Below are 16,162 nucleotides of genomic sequence, written 5' to 3' on the forward strand. Positions count from 1 at the left end.
TCAGCGGTCGGCGCGTGCGGGTGGTCAGTGGTCCAGGCCGCGCAGGATGGCCAGGACGTCGTCGAGCCAGGCCAGCACCATCCGCTCGTACGCGATGCCGCCGCGCAGCACGACGTGCTGGAGGGCGGCACGGTCGTCGCCGGAGACGCCCCCGGGGAAGTCGCGGCGCTCGCCGGCCAGGTAGCGGGCCAGCACCGCCTCGTGGTCGGCGCGGTACCGGGCGACCTCGACGAGCAGGGCGACCCGGCCGGCCCGGTCGGTGAAGGCGGCCCCCCGGACCTTGACGGCGAGTTCGTGGCGCACCGCCTCCGGTTGGACCTCCTCGCGGAGCCAGTCGGTGAGCACGGCGTGGCCGGTGCCGGTGACCGACCAGCGCCGCTTGTCGGGCCGGCCGTGCTGGCCCACCTGTTCGGCGGTGATCCAGCCGTCGGTCCCCATCCGGGCGAGCACCCGGTAGATCTGCTGGTGGGTGGCGGTCCAGAACCGACCGATGGAGCGGTCGAACCGGTGGGCCAACTCGTAGCCGGAGCCCGGCTGCTCCAGCAGCGAGACCAGGATCGCGTGTTCGAGGGCCATCCCGGCATCCTGCTATGCAACGAGTTGCACAACAAGGGTGGAGTGGTGATCCCCACCAAGGTCGGTTGGTTTTGCCACCCGACCCGGTGGAGACTCTTCTCCGGTACCGACAAAGGGGGAGACCATGCCCGACACCGACCGCCCGCAGCGACATACCCGCGCCGCCGTGCCCGCCGGGGTGACCGATCCGCTCCTGTGGCGGATGGCCCTCGACGTGATCGACGCACACCATCCGGACCAGGCGGGGCGTTGCGACAACCTGCTCTGCGAGCACCAGGAGTGGCCCTGCGACGCCGCGCGCAACGCGCAGCGGGCGCTGACCATGGCCGGTGACACGACGACCGGCGGCGCCGACGACCAGCGCACCGGCTGGGAGCAGCCCGGTCGGGCCGCGCGTCGCACCCGGTCCGTCGAAGCGGCCTGAACCGGCTTCCGTCGTCCTGTCCGCACCTGCGGCGGCTGGCGCACCGCAGCGGCGGACGGAGACGACCGCACCGGCACACCACCGGTGCAGCGGTCGGCACGGTGACGCCCGGTGGCGGGGTGTCCGCACGCGGGCACCCCGCCCACCACCGGTCGCGCCGGGCGACGGTCCGCCCGCTCTCGACGGGCCGACCCGGCCGGGCGGCTGCGGCGATCCGGTGGCAGCCTCAGCCGAGACGCTTGGCGGAACGGATCGCGGTGGCCAGGCTCTCCAGCAGCGGGGCCGCGCCCGCGTACGAGAAGCGGGGCACCGCGTCCCACGGGGTGACCTGGTTGGCCCGGACCGCCGGCAGCTGCGCCCAGGTCGGCTTGGCCGCGAGGTCCTTGGGCTGCAACGCGGTGGAACGGTTGTCCAGCAGGATCAGGTCGGCCGGGAACTTGCCGGCGTTCTCCCAGCTCAGCGCCTCGAAGTAGTCGCCGGACTCAAGTTTGGTCGGCACCACGATCTCCACGCCCAGCTCGGCGAAGTACATCAGGTCCGTGCTGACCTTCGGGTTGGAGACGTAGAACAGGTCGGGGCTGCCCGAGGAGGCCATCACCCGGATGCCCGGGTTGGCCTTGACCGCCGCCCGCACCTGCTCGGCGGCGGCCTCGAAGCGGGCCTTGGCCTCGGTGACCTTCGTGGCCGACAGGTCCGCGCCGAGCGAGCGGGCCAGCTCGGCATAGCGCTCGATCGGGCGGGTCATCGGAGTCCGGGCGGTGGTGATCGCCACGCTCGGCGCGAGCTGGAGGATCTTGTCGCGGCTCTCGTCCGGGACGTACCAGAGGGCGTCCGGGTCGTACATGTGGGTGACCAGCAGCTCGGGGCGCAGCGCGGCGTACTTCTCCACGTTGAACTCACCCCAGACGTTGCCGAGCACGGTGACCCGGTCGACGTCGAGGTCCCCGGCCTGCGGGTCGCGGGAACCGTCGGTCCGGGTGGTCTCCCCGAACACGCCCACGAGCTGGGAGTCGAGTCCGAAGTCGACGAGCGCGGCGGCCACCCCGGTGAAGGCGACCACCCGGGTCGGCGCGGCGGGCGCGTCGACCTTGCGCTGCCGGTCGTCGGTGAAGCTCCACGGGCCGGCGGAACCACCGGCGGCGGGCTTCGCCGGGTCGTCGCCCCCGCCGCAGGCGGCGAGGAGGGCGGTCAGGGCCACGCCACCACCGGCGGCGAGCAGGCCGCGGCGGGAGAGTCGGGGTGAGGACGAGGAAGGCAGCATGTGACGTCTTTCGGTCAGGCCGGAGCCGCGCCGGTCCGCGACGGCATGGTTAGGGTAACCTAACCTAAATCGCTGTCAACAATCGGCGCGCGCCACTCTCGCCCCCTGGAGCCGACACTGTCCGCCACCCTGTCCCCACCCACCGTCCTGCCGGGAGCGACGACGAACCGTCGGCGCACCGGCGTCCGGACCGCCGGGCTCGGCGCGGGCCTGCTGCTGCTCGTCGCGGTGGCGGTGCTGAGCATCGCCGTCGGCGCGAAACAGCTCACCCTGGTCGAGGTGTGGCACGGTCTGACCTCCCCCACCTCCCCCGAGCATGCGGTGGTGCAGCAGATGCGGCTGCCCCGTACCCTGCTCGGGCTGCTCGCCGGGGCCGCCCTCGGGGTGGCCGGCGCGCTGATGCAGGCCCTCACCCGCAACCCCCTCGCCGACCCCGGTCTGCTCGGCATCAACGCCGGAGCGTCGGCCGCCGTGGCCACCAGCACCGCGCTGCTCGGCGTCGCGACGGTGCGGGGTTGGATCTGGTTCGCCCTGCTCGGCGCGGTCGTCGTCACCGTGGCGGTGCACGCGGTCGGCGGCGGCCGGCAGGCCACCCCGCAGCGGCTGGCGCTGGCCGGGGCCGCCCTCAACGCGGTGCTCTACTCGTACGTCAGCGCGGTGATGCTGCTCGACGCGGCAGCGCTGGACCGGCTGCGGTTCTGGACCGTCGGCTCGCTGGTCAACGCCGACTTCACCACCGTCGCCACGGTGGCCCCGTTCATCCTGGCCGGCCTGCTGGTCGGGCTGGCCGGGGCCCGCCCACTCAACGCCCTGGCCCTCGGCGACGACGCGGCCCGCGCGCTCGGCGCCCGCCCCGCCCTGGTCCGGGCCGGCACCGTCACCGCGGTCACCCTGCTCTGCGGCGCGGCCACCGCCGCCTGCGGCCCGATCGTCTTCGTCGGCCTGCTCGTCCCCCACCTGGTCCGCGCCCTGACCGGCCCCGACCTGCGCTGGCTGCTGCCCTACGCGGCGGTGCTCGCCCCGGTGCTGCTGCTCGGCGCCGACGTGCTCGGCCGGGTCCTCGGTCGACCCGGTGAACTCCAGGTCGGCCTGGTCACCGCCGTGCTCGGCGGGCCGCTGTTCCTGCGTCTGGTGGCCCGCCGATGAGCCGCGCCCGCGCCACCGCCGCACCGACCCGCCCACCGGCCCGGGTGGTCCGCATCGGCACCCGCTCGGTGCGCTGGCGCGGCCGGTCCCTGGTGGTCGGACTGGGGGCCACCGCCCTGGCCGTCGTCCTCGGGGTGCTCGCCATCGGTGGCGGTGACTACCCGATGAGCCCCACCGACGTGCTGCGCACCCTCACCGGCGGCGGTAGCGCCGCCGAGGACTTCATCGTCGGTGAGCTGCGGTTGCCCCGACTGGTGACCGCGCTCGCCGTCGGCGCCGCCCTGGCGCTGTCCGGCGCGGTCCTCCAGTCGCTGGTCCGCAACCCGCTGGGCAGCCCCGACGTGCTCGGGGTCACCCAGGGCGCGGCCACCGGTGCGCTGATCGTGGTGGTTGCCGGGGGCGGCACCCTGCTGCTGTCCGGCGCGGCGCTGCTCGGCGGCCTCGCCACCGGCCTGCTGCTGTGGGCGGTGGCCGGCCGGCACGGCCTGCACGGCTACCGGCTGGTGCTGGTCGGCATCGGCACCACGGCGATCCTCACCGGCGTCAACGGCTGGCTGCTCACCCGGGCCCCGCTGATGGACGCGGCCCGCGCGGTGCTCTGGCTCACCGGCAGCCTCGACGGGCGGGGCTGGGCGCAGGCCGTCCCGCTGCTCGGCCTGCTGGCGCTGCTGACGCCGGTGGTGGTCGGCACCGCCCGGGCGCTGTCGGTGATCGAACTGGGTGACGACACCGCCACCGCGCTCGGGGTGCCGGTGTCGCTGGTGCGGCAACTGCTGCTCGGGGCGGCGGTGCTGCTCGCCGCCGGGGCGGCCGCCGCCGCCGGGCCGGTCTCGTTCGTCGCCCTGGTCGCGCCGCACCTGGCCCGCCGGCTCACCCGGGCGCCCGGCCCCAACCTGGCCGCCGCCGCCGCGACCGGGGCGGTGCTGCTGCTCGCCGCCGACCTGGCCGCGCAGCGGGCGATCGACGGCCACCAACTGCCCGTCGGGGTGGTCACCGGCCTGGTCGGCGGGGCCTACCTGGTGTGGTTGCTCGCCGCGCAGGGACGCGCGGCCCGGATCTGAGGAGGACACGGTGACCGAGGACAGTCGACTCGGTGGGGTCGGGCTGACCCTGGCCTACGAGCGGCGGGTGGTGGCCCGGGACCTGTCGGTCGCCGTGCCCGACCGGTCGTTCACGGTGGTGATCGGCCCCAACGCCTGCGGCAAGTCCACCCTGCTGCGGGCCCTGGCCCGCACGCTGCGACCGACCGCCGGCACGGTGCTGCTCGACGGCCGCGACATCCACTCGCTGCGCTCCCGGGAGGTGGCCCGCACCCTCGGCCTGCTCCCGCAGTCGTCGGTCGCCCCGGAGGGCATCACCGTGGCCGACCTGGTCGCCCGGGGCCGCTACCCCCACCAGGGCCTGCTGCGCCAGTGGTCCACGCAGGACGAACAGGTGGTGACCGCGTCGATGGCCGCCACCGGCGTCGGTGAGCTGGCCGACCGACCCGTCGACGAACTCTCCGGCGGGCAGCGGCAGCGGGTCTGGATCGCGATGGCGCTGGCCCAGCAGACCTCCCTGCTGCTGCTCGACGAACCCACCACCTACCTGGACGTCGCGCACCAGATCGAGGTGCTCGACCTGTGCGCCCGACTGCACGAGGAGCAGGGCCGCACCCTGGTCGCGGTGCTGCACGACCTGCACCACGCCGCCCGCTACGCCACCCACCTGATCGCCATGCGCGACGGTCGGGTGGTGGCCCAGGGGGACCCGCGCGAGGTGGTCACCGCCGCGCTCGTCGAGGAGGTGTTCGGGCTGCCCTGCCGGATCGTCGAGGACCCGGAGACCGGCACCCCGCTGGTCGTACCCCGGGCCCGGCGCGGTCGTCAGTCCGGACCGGTGGCGGCGGGGTAGTCGGCGGCGGTAAACGGGCCCGACGACAGCGAACCGTCGGCCCGGGGCACCTCCAGCGGCCGGCCCCGCCGCAGGAACGACACCCCGGCGACGTCCGGTCGGCTGTCCAGGGTGCAGACGATCTGACCGTAGGCCAGCACCTCGTCGCTGCGACCGGACTCCTCCCCCAGCGGTTCCACCTCCACCTGGGCCCGCCCGTCGACCAGCCGGGCGCCCAGCACGTGCACCGCACCGGGCAGGGCGGTGCCGAAGCCGGCCACCCGCTCCGCGTCGTCGGGGCCGGCCAGCAGCCGCCGCAGGTGCCCGTCCACCCCGCCGGACGCGTCGACCTGCCGGACCACCCGGACCAGTCGACCGGCGCGGACCAGGCAGAACGCCTGTTCCACCCGACCCGGCACACTGCTCGCCGCCGGTGCGGCCGGTGGCCCGAACGGCGGCTCGACGGCCCGGGGCCGATCGTCGGCCGGCACCCCGCACCCGGCGAGCAGCAGGGCCGCCACCGCCGGCAGCAGCCACCGCCACGACCACGGCAACCGCCAGGTCACCGCCGGGGAACGCAGCGGGCGGGTCACGGCCGGGCCCCCGGCAGCTCCACCTGGAACCGGGCGCCGCCGCCGGGCCGGTCACCGACACCGGCCCGGCCACCATGCGCGGCGGCGTGCTGGGCGACCAGCGCCAACCCCAGGCCGGTGCCGTCCCCGCCGGCCCGGTCGTGCGCGGCCCGACCCCGGACGAACCGGTCGAAGACCACTTCCCGGTCGGCCACCGGCACCCCCGGCCCCTCGTCGTCGACCTCCACCACCCCGACCCCGTCGGACACCCACAGCCGCACCGCGACCGGGCCACCGCCGTAGCGGACCGCGTTGTCCAGCAGGTTGACCAGCACCTGCTCCACCCGCCGAGGGTCCACCGACCATCGCCCCGGCGCGGGTGGGCCGGGCTGGACCAGTGACTCGGGCAGCCCCCGCCCCCGGCACACCCCCCGGGCCAACGCCAGCACGTCGACCTCCTCCCGCTGCACCGGCCGGTCACTGCGGGCCAACTCGATCAGGTCGTTGACCAGCCGTTGGAACCGGGTGATCTCCTCGCTGACCAGGCCGGCGGCGGTGGCCGTCCGGTCGTCCAACCCGTCGCGACGCCGGGACAGCACGCTGGCCGCCGCCGACAGCGTCTGCAGGGGTGAGCGCAGCTCGTGGGCGACGTCGGCGGCGAACCGGCGGTCCCGTTCGATGCGGACCGCCACCTCGTCGGCCATCCGGTTGAACGAGGTGGAGAGCCGGGCCAGGTCCGGGTCGGTGCCCGGGGCGAGCCGGGCGGTCACGTCCCCCGCCGCGATCTTCTCCGCCGCGTCGGCCACCGCCGTCAACGGGCGCAGCCCGTGCCGGGTGGCGTACCAGCCCAGTGCCGCACCGGAGCCGGCCACGGTGACCGCCACCACGGTCAGCGCCAGCGCCAGCACCTGGAAGGTCTGCTCCAGCTCCCGCAGCGAGGTGATCTCGTAGTAACCGGTCGAGTCGGCCAGCGGCACCCCCACCAGCAGCGCCGGCTGCCCGTTGACCCGGATCCGCTGCACCGCCGGCTCACCGTCGGCGACCATCGCCATCAGCCCCGCCGGCACCGCCCCGGACGGGCCCTCGTCGGCGGTGCGGGCGTACCAGCGGCCGTCACGGTGCACCAGCGCCCGGCGGGTGCCACCGGTGTCCAGGGTGCGCAGCACCTCGTAGACGTCCGGGGTGTCGGTGTCCAGGCCGGCCCGCACCACCGCTGCGTCGAAGTACGCCGCCCGTAGCGCCGTGCGCTCCCGCTCGTCGAGCAGCGAACGGCGCACCAGCTCGTACGAGATCAACGCCATCAGCGCCGACAGCAGCAGCGCCCCGATCGCGAACGCGGCGGTGACCCGGGCCCGCAGGCCGAGCCGCCTCATCGTTGCAGCTTGTAGCCGAGGCCCCGCAGGGTCACCAGGTGCCGGGGGTTGGCCGGGTCGGCCTCGATCTTCTGCCGCAGCCGCCCCACGTGCACGTCGACCAGTCGCTCGTCACCGGTCTCGTAGCCCCACACCCGGCTGAGCAGCTGCTGGCGGGACAGCACCCGGCCGGCGTGCTCGGCCAGCTCGCAGAGCAACCGGAACTCGGTGCGGGTCACCGGCACCGGCTGTCCCGCCCGGCGCACCTCACCGGCCTCCGGGCTGATCTCCAACGGGCCGAAGGCCAGCACCGGCACCGCCGCCGACGGCGCGACGGCGGTACGCCCCCGGCGTCGCAGCGCCCGCAACCGGGCCGAGAGTTCCTTGATGGCGACCGGCTTGACCAGGTAGTCGTCCGCGCCCGCCTCCAACGCGGCGACGATGTCGTGGGTGTCGTCGCGGGCGCTGACCACCACGATCGGCACGTCGTCGTCGCGGCGCAACTGCCGGATGCACTCGAAACCGTCGAGGCCGGGCAGCATCAGGTCCACCAGCACGTAGTCGGCCGCCTCCTGCCGCTGCGCCCGCAACCCCTCCTCCGCCGTGGCCGCCCCGCGCGCCAGATAGCCCTCGTCCTCCAGGGCCAACAGCAGCGCCAGACGGATCCGGTCGTCGTCCTCGATCACCAGTACGCCCGCCATCGGGAAATCGTGCCCGGTGCGCGCCGACGATGACGAACCGGCTTCGGCGTACGCGGAATTTGTCACGCAACTGACATACGTCCGCGCGGCCCCCGCCAACCTCGCCCACCAGGCTGGGTCCGGACAGCGAGCCGGAAGGAGGCCGATCGTGGGAGCGTCCCGCCCGGAGTGCACCGTACCGCTGGTGGAGGTGTGCGTCACCGACGACCTGGACCTGGCCGCGCTGGCCCGGTCCCGGGAGGTCTTCGACCGGCTCGTCGCGTTGCGCCCGGCCCACGTGGTGGTGGACCTCTCCGAATGCCGGCACCTCGACGCCGCCGCCGTCGGGCTGCTGCTCGACGTGCACCGGGAGCTGACCCGCCACGGCGGCGTGCTGACGCTGCGCGACCCCAGTCCCCGGGCGTTGCGCGTGCTGAGTGCCGCCCGGGTGTCCCGGGTGCTGCCCATGGTCACCACCCCGAGGGCACTGCCGGTGGGCGACGGGCTGGTCCCGTCCGCCGTCCACCGGCGACCCGCGCCGCTGCGGGTCCGGGAGCACAGCCGATGAGCGTGCCCGGCATCGTCGCCGCCGCCGTCGTCGGGCTCGTGGTCGGCACGCTGGGCCGGCTCGTCATCCCCGGCCGCAAGCAGGTCCCGGTCTGGCTCACGCTCGCCGTCGGCCTGGTCGCCGCGCTGCTCGGCACCATCCTGAGCCGGCTGGTCGGCATCGACGGCGACGGCTACACGCTGCGGCAGCTGATCGTGCAGGTCGGCCTGGCCGGGGTCGCCGTGGCGCTGGTCGTCGGCACCGCAGGCGGCCGCACCGAGCCCTGACCCACCGGAACCGGTCGTGGTCCGGCGCATGCGGGGTCTCCGGTCGACCACCGCGCGCCGGGCCACGACCACCGGGCCGCCGCGACCACCGGGCCGCCACGGCCATCCTCAAGGAGGAGATCCGATGACCGTCGTACCGGACGACCCGATGATGACCCTGATCTGTGACAGCTGCGGGACGGTCGCCACCGGCCCGGCCTGTGTCCTGCCCGACGCCGAGGTGGTCTGGACGTTCGTCGCCGAGCAGGGCTGGACCGGTTCGCCGTTCGCCACCGGCCCGCACCGCTGCCCCCGCTGCGAGCTGGTCCCCGAACCGGCCCCGGTGCCGGCCCGCGCGCCCCGCCGCACCGACCCCCCCGGGGTGCTCGGCGTCGAGCACGCCGACCAGGTGGCGATCGTCACCGCCGCCGGGGACCTGGACATCGCCACCGGCGACGACCTGCACGGCGCGTTGTCGGAGGCGGTCGACGCCGACCGGCACGTGGTGGTCGACCTGGTCCGGGTGCACCTGATCGACTCCACCGCCCTCGGGGTGCTGGTCCGGGCCCGGCAGGACGCCCGGCAACGCGGCCGGCGGCTCAGCCTCGCCGGACCGTCCCGGTTCGTCCGCACCGCTCTGCACACCATGCGGCTCGACCGGGTCTTCCCGGTCTTCGACACCCGTCAGGAGGCGGTGGACTGGTCCCGGGCCGGCACGGCCGACCGGCCCCGGGAGGGGAGCGCGGCGTGGTGATGCCGTGGCCGCTGCCCGACGACAGCTGGTTGCGTCCCGAGCCCGACCCGCCCGGCCCACCGGGTGACGACGTCCGGCTGGCCGCCGAGGTGGCGTACCGGATCGTGGGCGGGGTGGGTCTGCGGGCCCGACGGATCACCGTCACCGTGCAGAACCGGGTGGTGATCCTCGGTGGCGTGGTGCCCGACGTCGAGGCCCGGCAGCTCGCCGGTGAGGTCGCCTGGCGGGTGCCCGGCGTGGCCGACGTCTGCAACGCGCTGCGGCTGTCGGCGAAGCGCTGATCCCCGGCGTCGGTGCCGCCGGGGATCAGCCGGGTGCCGGGCCGGCGGCGCAGCGCAGGGCCACCCGCCGGCGCAGCGCAGGGCCGCCGACCGGCGCAGGGCAGGGCCACCGACCGGCGCAGCGCAGGGCCACCCGCCGGCGCAGCGCAGGGCCGCCGACCGGCGCAGGGCAGGGCCACCGACCGGCGTCGCGCTCGGCCGCCGCCGGGTCAGCGTGGCGCGGCGACGTGGGCCGGCGGTTGCGGCCCGAACGTGGTGAGGAACCGGTCCCGGAAGGTGTCCATCGGCCACACCGGCGCGTCCGGGCCGGGACGCAGCCCCTCCTGCCAGCCCCAGCCACCCACCCGGGCCAGCACCGCCGGGTCGCGGGTGACCACCGTGATCGGCACGTCCCGGCTGGCGTTCGGGCCGGTGACCAGCGGGGACGGTTGGTGGTCGCCGAGGAAGACCAGCACCAGGTCGTCGTCGCCGTACGTCTGGACGTAGGAGATCAGGCTGTTCAGCGAATATTCGATCGCCCGGCGGTAACCGGTACGCACCTCGGTGGTGCTCCGCCCCACCACGTTCTTCGGGTTGAACGCCACCGACGTCGGCCGGCGGTAGATCGAACCGTCCCCGACGTGGTCCCAGTCCAGCATGCGGGGGATCGCCACCCACGGGGAGTGGCTGGAGACCAGCGGAATCTGCGCCATGATCGGCGCGTGGTCGGGGTTGGCCCGCTCCCGGCGTTGGAAGGCGGACAGGGTGTACTGGTCGGGCATCGGCGCGTAGCTGAACTGCGGGCCCCGGTAGTCCAGCCCCGCCGCGTCGTGGTAGCGGTCGTAGCCGAAGAACGCCCCCTCCGGCCAGGGAGAGGTGGCCGCCGGCATCACCCCGACCGTCTGCCAGCCGGCCCGCCGGAACGCCCCGTTGAGGGTCAACCGGTCACTGGCCAGCAGGCTGTCGTGCCGTTGCTGGTTGTTGATCCACAGCCCGGACAGCAGGGTGTCGTGGGCCAGCCAGCTCCCGCCACCGGCGGTGGGTGAGGTCAGGAAGCCGCTACGGGCGGTGAACCCGGCGGCGGCCAGTCGCCGGGTGCCACCGTCGAGCACCGCACCGACCTGCCCGGCGAACTCGGGGTCCTCGACCGCGTCCCGGCCGTAGCTCTCGACGAACGCCAGCACCACGTCCTTGCCGCGCAGCGCGGTGAGCAGCTGGTCGCCGGGCGTGTCACGGAACGCGTCCCGGTTTACCTGGTCGGTGAACTCACGCCGGTCCCGCAGGCCCGCGCCGACCTGACCGACGTGCTGCCCGACCAGGGTCGCCGTGCCGGAGTCGGCGACCGGCACACCGAGCGTCGCGGCGGCCACCCACAGCGCGGTGAGGCCGGCGACGACCCGGGTGGCGACCCGGTGGTGCCCGGCCGCCACCCGGGTCAACCGCAGCACCGACCAGCTGGTGAGCACCAGCAACGCGACCACCAGGGCGACCAGCCCGACGGCGGCGGCGACCGCGCCGCCGGTACCCACCGAGTCGGTGAGGAAGGCGTACCCGTCGTCGAGCAGCACCCAGTCGAGGACCAGGTCGAACGGGCGGGCCAGGCTGGCCGACATGCCCAGGTCGAGCACCTTGACGATGGCGACCAGCCCCAGCACCACCCCGATCGACACGGCGACCGGCCGTCGGGCCCGACCGGGCAGCGCCAGCAGCAGGGCGGCAGCCAGCAGCCCCTCGACCGGCACCCGCAGGAACGCGACCGGGGTGACCTGGTCGAGCCGGTCCGGTGCGGTCAGCACCGCCAGGACCAGCATCCCGGCCAGCACGGTGGTCACCCGGACCGCGACGGTCCGCCACCGGGCCCGCCCGGCCGCCGCCGGGGCCTGCGGCGTCGTCGGGTCCGCCTCCGGCGGGGTCGGGGTCGGCGCGTCGCCGGCGGGCCCGCCGGTCGGGGTGGACCGGTCGGCCCGGGCGGGGGCCCGCCCGGTTGCCGTGCTCGGGCGACGCAGGCGTGACAACAACGACACTCCGGAAGGTCCTTCCTGGCAGGGAGCCCGGCGGCAGGGCCGGGCCGGATCGACGGTCCGGATCAGACCGGCTGGTGGGCGACGAACGGCGGCCGGTCGGCGACGGCTTCCACCCGGGGCCGCACCGATGGTACGGACGGCAGCATCCCGACCGGCGACACCCGCGGGACGGAGATCGACGTGCCGGCGGTCGGCGCGACGGGCCTGACTGGCAGGACGGGCCTGACGGGCCGGATCGACCGGTGCCACCAGAGCCAGCCCACGTCGTGACCGAACGACTCGACCAGCAACGCCAGCGCCACCGCCGCCAGCACGGCGGTCAACGGTCGGGCCAGCACGTCCGCGGCGACCACGAGCAGCAGCACGCCCTGCGCGGCGGCGACCACCTTGCGCCAGAAGCGCGGCGGCAGCGCCCCACGCATCCAGGGCAGCAACCAGCCGGCGGCGACGAAGGCGTACCGCAGGCCGCCGATGGTAAGCACCCACGGCCCCACCGCCGGCGCCACCTGGACGCTGAGCACCAGGATGAGGAACGCGTCGACCTCCATGTCGAAACGTGCGCCGAGGGCGCTGACCGTGCCGGTGCGCCGGGCCACCCAGCCGTCCACCGCGTCCAGCGCCAACGCCACCGCGGTCATCGGCACCAGCACCGCCAGCGGGGCCGGATCGGAAAAACCGGTGACGACCAGGGCGGTCACCCCGCCGACCAGCACCCCCCGGGTCAGCGTCACCCGGTCGGCCGGCCCGAGCCGGTCGACCCCCCGGCGGCGCAGACCGCGCTGCAACGCGACGCAGGTGACCACGCCGTACCCGAGGCCGGCCAGCCAACCGGCGACGTCGAGCCCGACGGTCGCGGCCAGCCCTGCCAGCAGGACGGTCTGTACGGTCAGGCCGAGCACCGGACCGGTTCGAACCCTGGACACCCTGCCTCCGTGTTTATGATCGACGACCTCGGCAGTGGGTACGCAGGACGCGGCCGTTTCGTTCGGTTCCGCCGGCAGAAGAGGAGAAAACCCGCGTGATCCGCGATGCCCGGGCCTTCTGGCTCCGCTCCCCCGGCGTCGGTGAGCTGCGGCCGGTGACCCTGCCCACGCCCGGCCCCGACGACGTGCTGGTCCGCAGCCGCTACTCCGGGGTGAGCCGCGGCACCGAGACGCTGGTCTTCACCGGCGGCGTGCCGGAGAGCCAGTACACGGCGATGCGTGCCCCGTTCCAGGAGGGGGACTTCCCCGCCCCGGTCAAGTATGGCTACCTCAGCGTCGGCGTGGTCGAGATCGGCCCGGCGGCGCTGCGCGGGCGGACGGTGTTCTGCCTGCACCCGCACCAGAGCGCGTACGTGGTGCCGGCGTCGGCGGTGACCCCGGTGCCGGACGACGTGCCGGCGGCCCGCGCGGTGCTGGCCGGCACGGTGGAGACGGCGGTCAACGCCCTGTGGGACGCCGCGCCGCTGGTCGGCGACCGGGTCAGCGTGGTCGGCGGCGGGATGGTGGGGTGCAGTGTGGCGGCCCTGCTGGCCCGTTTCCCCGGGGTGCGGGTGGAGCTGGTCGACGCCGATCCGGCGCGGGCGGCGGTCGCCTCGGCGCTGGGCGTCGACTTCGCGCTGCCGGCGGCGGCGACCGGTGGGCGGGACCTGGTGGTGCACGCCAGCGCCACCGCCGCCGGGTTGCAGCGCAGCCTGGACCTGCTCGCCCCGGAGGGCACCGTGGTCGAGCTGAGCTGGTACGGCGACCGGCCGGTCGAGCTGTCGCTGGGTGGGGCGTTCCACGCCGGGCGGTTGACCGTCCGCAGCAGTCAGGTCGGCACGGTCTCCCCGGCGCGGGCGTCCCGGCGCGGTTTCGCCGACCGGCTGGCGCTCGCCCTGGAGCTGCTCGCCGACCCGGTGTTCGACGCGCTGCTGACCGGGCGGTCCCGCTTCGCGGAGCTGCCCGAGGTGCTCGGCCGCCTGGCCTCGGGGGAGCTGCCCGCGCTGTGCCATCTGATCAGCTACGACGAGGAGACACCGTGTTCAGCGTGACCGTACGGGACCACATCATGATCGCCCACAGCTTCCGGGGCGAGGTGTTCGGGCCGGCCCAGAAGCTGCACGGGGCGACCTTCGTCGTCGACGCCACCTTCCGCCGCCCGGAGCTGGACGCCGACGGCATCGTGGTGGACATCGGCCGGGCGATCGACGAGCTGAAGGCGGTGCTGGCCGACCTGACGTACCGCAACCTGGACGAGGAGCCGGCCTTCGCCGGGCAGAACACCACCACCGAGGTGCTGTGCCGGGCCGTCGCCGACCGGCTCGCCGACCGGGTGCACGCCGGTGGGCTGGGCGAGGGCGCCCGGGAGCTGGCCGGGATCACCGTCACCCTGCACGAGTCGCACATCGCCTGGGCCAGCTACGAGCGGTCGCTGTAACCCGTGCCGGCGGTGCACGTCGTCCTGCCCGGCGACATCGACGATCCGGCCACCCCCAGCGGCGGCAACGCCTACGACCGGCGGGTCTGCGCCGGGCTCGCGGCGACCGGGTGGACGGTGCGCGAGCACGGGGTGCCCGGGGCGTGGCCGCACCCCGACGAGGCGGCGCGGGCCCGGCTGGCCGGGGTGCTCGCGGCCCTGCCGGAGGGCACGACGGTGCTCTACGACGGGTTGGTCGCCTCGGCCGTGCCGGAGCTGCTGGCGGCGCAGGCCGGCCGGCTGCGTCAGGTGGTGCTGGTGCACATGCCGCTCGGTGACGACGCCGAGGCGCGCGGGCTGCCGCACGCCGACGCGCTCGTCACCACCAGTGGCTGGACCCGGGAGCTGCTGCTGGCCCGGCACCGGATCGACCCGGACCGGGTGACGGTGGCCGTTCCCGGTGTCGACCCGGCGGACGTCGCCGCCGGCACGGCCACCGGCACGGCGCTGCTCTGCGTCGCGGCGGTCACCCCGGTCAAGGGGCACGACGTGCTGGTCGACGCCGTGACCGGGCTAGCCGGCCGGCCATGGACCCTGGACTGCGTCGGCGCGCTGGACCGCGATCCGGCCTTCGTGGCGGCGCTGCGGCAGCGGGTCGACCGGGGCGGGCTGGCCGGGCGGGTGCGCTGGCACGGTCCGCTGACCGGGCCGGCGTTGGCGGCGGCGTACGCGGGGGCGGATCTGCTGGTCCTGCCGTCGCGGGCCGAGACGTACGGGATGGTGGTGGTCGAGGCCCTGGCCCGGGGGCTGCCGGTGCTGGGCACCACCGCCGGTGGGGTTCCCGAGGCGCTGGGCCGGGCCGGCGACGGCACCCCGCCCGGGATGCTGGTGCCCCCGGACGACCCGGTGGCCCTGGCCGGCGCCCTGCGGCGCTGGCTGCACTCGGCCGACCTGCGGGACCGCCTCCGCCGGGCGGCCCGGGACCGGCGGGTCGACCTACCCGGCTGGCCGGCCACCACGACCGTGATCTCCCAGGTGCTGGACGGAGTGAGGACATGACCGCGTACGCCACCGAACCGTTCGCCGACTGGCTGCGGCTGCGGGAGCCCGCCGACGCCGAGGCCCGCAGCGGGGAGCTGGTCGACCTGCTCCGCGCCCGGCTCACCGGCACCGGCACGGCGGGTGCCGGTGGTTCCGGCATGCCGACGACCGCCACCGGTGGCCCGGGTGCGGCAACCGGCGGTGCGGCGGACCTGTCGCCGGCCGGTGAGGGGGGACCCGGGATGCAGGTGACCGGGGTCGGTTCCGTCACGTCGCTGCGCGGGGACCGCCCGTGGGTGGTGCACGACCTGGGCAGCGGGACCGGTTCGATGCTGCGCTGGCTGGCCCCGTTGCTGCCCGGCCCGCAGCGCTGGGTGCTGCACGACCGGGACCCGGGGTTGCTGGAGCGGGCCGGCGCGGCGGTGCCGGTCGCCGCCGACGGCAGTCCGGTCGAGGTGACCACCCGGCAGGGCGACCTCACCCGGTTGACCGCCGCCGACCTCGCCGACGCCGACCTGGTCACCGCGTCGGCGCTGCTGGACATGTTCAGCGCCGACGAGATCGGCCGGGTGGTGGGCGCCTGCGCGGGCGTCGGCTGCCCGAGCCTGTTCGTGCTCTCCGTGGTCGGTCGGGTGGCGTTCGACCCGGCCGACCCGCTGGACGCCGAGATCGCCGCCGCCTTCGACGCCCACCAGCGGCGTACCGTCGACGGCCGGGACCTGCTCGGGCCGGACGCCGCGGCGGCGACCGTCGCGGAGTTCGGCCGGCACGGGCTACCGGTGACCGTGCGGCCGAGCCCGTGGCGGCTCGGGCCGGACCGGGCAAAGCTGCTCGTCGAGTGGTTCGACGGCTGGCTCGACGCGGCGCTCGCGCAGCAGCCCGAGCTGGCCGACCGGACCGCCGACTACGTCCGGTGGCGACGGGCCGAGGCGCTGGCCGGTCGACTCACCGTCACCGTCGGCCACGACGACCTGCTCGCCGGGGTGGAATGAACCGGTTCGCCGGCCG

Annotated in this window: 19 protein-coding genes; 12 read left to right on the forward strand and 7 right to left on the reverse strand. The window is 75.4% G+C overall.

Features of this window, described 5'->3' with window-relative positions; translation table 11 throughout:
* Positions 1-24: 24 nt before the first annotated feature.
* Positions 25-576 carry a PadR family transcriptional regulator gene (locus ACQP2H_RS17370; protein WP_219462588.1) on the reverse strand — a complete coding sequence of 184 codons (552 nt, stop codon included), beginning with the start codon at positions 574-576 and terminating at the stop codon, positions 25-27.
* Between the two features lie 124 nt (positions 577-700).
* On the opposite strand from ACQP2H_RS17370, the gene ACQP2H_RS17375 reads away from it, so the two are divergent.
* Positions 701-1,000, forward strand: coding sequence for a hypothetical protein (locus tag ACQP2H_RS17375; RefSeq protein ID WP_219462590.1), 300 nt, complete (start codon positions 701-703; stop codon positions 998-1,000).
* Between the two features lie 226 nt (positions 1,001-1,226).
* Here ACQP2H_RS17375 and ACQP2H_RS17380 read toward each other — a convergent pair whose 3' ends face one another.
* Positions 1,227-2,261: an ABC transporter substrate-binding protein gene (locus ACQP2H_RS17380; RefSeq protein WP_357534433.1), complete on the reverse strand. Its 1,035-nt coding sequence runs from the start codon at positions 2,259-2,261 to the stop codon at positions 1,227-1,229.
* Between the two features lie 72 nt (positions 2,262-2,333).
* Here ACQP2H_RS17380 and ACQP2H_RS17385 point away from each other — a divergent pair, with 72 nt between their 5' ends.
* Genes ACQP2H_RS17385 through ACQP2H_RS17395 form a run of 3 tightly spaced genes read left to right on the forward strand, consistent with a single transcriptional unit; the run spans position 2,334 to position 5,300 of the window.
* Complete coding sequence (locus tag ACQP2H_RS17385) at positions 2,334-3,407, forward strand: FecCD family ABC transporter permease (protein ID WP_374197563.1); 1,074 nt, start codon at positions 2,334-2,336, stop codon at positions 3,405-3,407.
* Entirely contained in the window at positions 3,404-4,468 is a 1,065-nt protein-coding gene (locus tag ACQP2H_RS17390) for a FecCD family ABC transporter permease (protein ID WP_433228067.1), read from the forward strand. Before ACQP2H_RS17385 ends, ACQP2H_RS17390 begins: the two co-directional genes overlap by 4 nt.
* Positions 4,469-4,511: 43 nt before the next feature.
* Positions 4,512-5,300 (forward strand): ABC transporter ATP-binding protein, encoded by a 789-nt coding sequence (locus ACQP2H_RS17395; RefSeq protein ID WP_219470065.1) that lies wholly within the window; start codon positions 4,512-4,514, stop codon positions 5,298-5,300.
* Here ACQP2H_RS17395 and ACQP2H_RS17400 read toward each other — a convergent pair.
* From ACQP2H_RS17400 to ACQP2H_RS17410, 3 genes are read right to left on the reverse strand one after another with little or no spacing between them, the layout of a single operon-like run.
* A complete protein-coding gene (locus tag ACQP2H_RS17400) occupies positions 5,273-5,833 on the reverse strand; it encodes a GerMN domain-containing protein (protein ID WP_433233576.1) in 561 nt (186 codons plus the stop codon). The genes ACQP2H_RS17395 and ACQP2H_RS17400 overlap by 28 nt on opposite strands.
* A gap of 35 nt (positions 5,834-5,868) precedes the next feature.
* Positions 5,869-7,224, reverse strand: a complete 1,356-nt coding sequence (locus tag ACQP2H_RS17405) for a sensor histidine kinase (protein ID WP_433228069.1) — start codon at positions 7,222-7,224, stop codon at positions 5,869-5,871.
* On the reverse strand, positions 7,221-7,904 hold the full coding sequence (locus ACQP2H_RS17410) for a response regulator transcription factor (protein ID WP_208566598.1): 684 nt from the start codon (positions 7,902-7,904) through the stop codon (positions 7,221-7,223). Before ACQP2H_RS17410 ends, ACQP2H_RS17405 begins: the two co-directional genes overlap by 4 nt.
* A gap of 148 nt (positions 7,905-8,052) precedes the next feature.
* On the opposite strand from ACQP2H_RS17410, the gene ACQP2H_RS17415 reads away from it, so the two are divergent.
* The 4 genes from ACQP2H_RS17415 (at position 8,053) to ACQP2H_RS17430 (ending at position 9,731) form a co-directional block, all read left to right on the forward strand.
* Complete coding sequence (locus ACQP2H_RS17415; protein ID WP_357534427.1) at positions 8,053-8,451, forward strand: STAS domain-containing protein; 399 nt, start codon at positions 8,053-8,055, stop codon at positions 8,449-8,451.
* Complete coding sequence (locus ACQP2H_RS17420; protein ID WP_433228071.1) at positions 8,448-8,717, forward strand: GlsB/YeaQ/YmgE family stress response membrane protein; 270 nt, start codon at positions 8,448-8,450, stop codon at positions 8,715-8,717. Before ACQP2H_RS17415 ends, ACQP2H_RS17420 begins: the two co-directional genes overlap by 4 nt.
* A 124-nt stretch (positions 8,718-8,841) precedes the next feature.
* Complete coding sequence (locus tag ACQP2H_RS17425; RefSeq protein ID WP_433228073.1) at positions 8,842-9,450, forward strand: STAS domain-containing protein; 609 nt, start codon at positions 8,842-8,844, stop codon at positions 9,448-9,450.
* Positions 9,444-9,731 (forward strand): BON domain-containing protein, encoded by a 288-nt coding sequence (locus ACQP2H_RS17430; RefSeq protein ID WP_433228074.1) that lies wholly within the window; start codon positions 9,444-9,446, stop codon positions 9,729-9,731. The genes ACQP2H_RS17425 and ACQP2H_RS17430 overlap by 7 nt, the downstream gene beginning before the upstream one ends.
* A gap of 209 nt (positions 9,732-9,940) precedes the next feature.
* On the opposite strand, the gene ACQP2H_RS17435 is transcribed toward ACQP2H_RS17430, so the two are convergent.
* Together ACQP2H_RS17435 and ACQP2H_RS17440 are read right to left on the reverse strand one after the other, a co-directional pair.
* Positions 9,941-11,734 (reverse strand): sulfatase-like hydrolase/transferase, encoded by a 1,794-nt coding sequence (locus ACQP2H_RS17435; protein WP_433228076.1) that lies wholly within the window; start codon positions 11,732-11,734, stop codon positions 9,941-9,943.
* A gap of 62 nt (positions 11,735-11,796) precedes the next feature.
* Positions 11,797-12,657: a CDP-alcohol phosphatidyltransferase family protein gene (locus ACQP2H_RS17440; protein WP_433228078.1), complete on the reverse strand. Its 861-nt coding sequence runs from the start codon at positions 12,655-12,657 to the stop codon at positions 11,797-11,799.
* Between the two features lie 95 nt (positions 12,658-12,752).
* Here ACQP2H_RS17440 and ACQP2H_RS17445 point away from each other — a divergent pair, with 95 nt between their 5' ends.
* From ACQP2H_RS17445 to ACQP2H_RS17460, 4 genes are read left to right on the forward strand one after another with little or no spacing between them, the layout of a single operon-like run.
* Positions 12,753-13,748, forward strand: a complete 996-nt coding sequence (locus ACQP2H_RS17445; protein ID WP_433228080.1) for a zinc-dependent alcohol dehydrogenase — start codon at positions 12,753-12,755, stop codon at positions 13,746-13,748.
* Positions 13,736-14,134, forward strand: coding sequence for a 6-pyruvoyl trahydropterin synthase family protein (locus ACQP2H_RS17450; protein WP_219462602.1), 399 nt, complete (start codon positions 13,736-13,738; stop codon positions 14,132-14,134). Before ACQP2H_RS17445 ends, ACQP2H_RS17450 begins: the two co-directional genes overlap by 13 nt.
* 3 nt (positions 14,135-14,137) lie before the next feature.
* Positions 14,138-15,172, forward strand: a complete 1,035-nt coding sequence (locus ACQP2H_RS17455; protein WP_219462605.1) for a glycosyltransferase family 4 protein — start codon at positions 14,138-14,140, stop codon at positions 15,170-15,172.
* Entirely contained in the window at positions 15,169-16,146 is a 978-nt protein-coding gene (locus tag ACQP2H_RS17460) for a class I SAM-dependent methyltransferase (protein WP_363821503.1), read from the forward strand. The genes ACQP2H_RS17455 and ACQP2H_RS17460 overlap by 4 nt, the downstream gene beginning before the upstream one ends.
* Positions 16,147-16,162: the final 16 nt, after the last annotated feature.

The sequence above is a fragment of the Micromonospora sp. CA-248260 genome (genome assembly GCF_050942205.1).
Classification (GTDB): domain Bacteria; phylum Actinomycetota; class Actinomycetes; order Mycobacteriales; family Micromonosporaceae; genus Micromonospora; species Micromonospora antibiotica.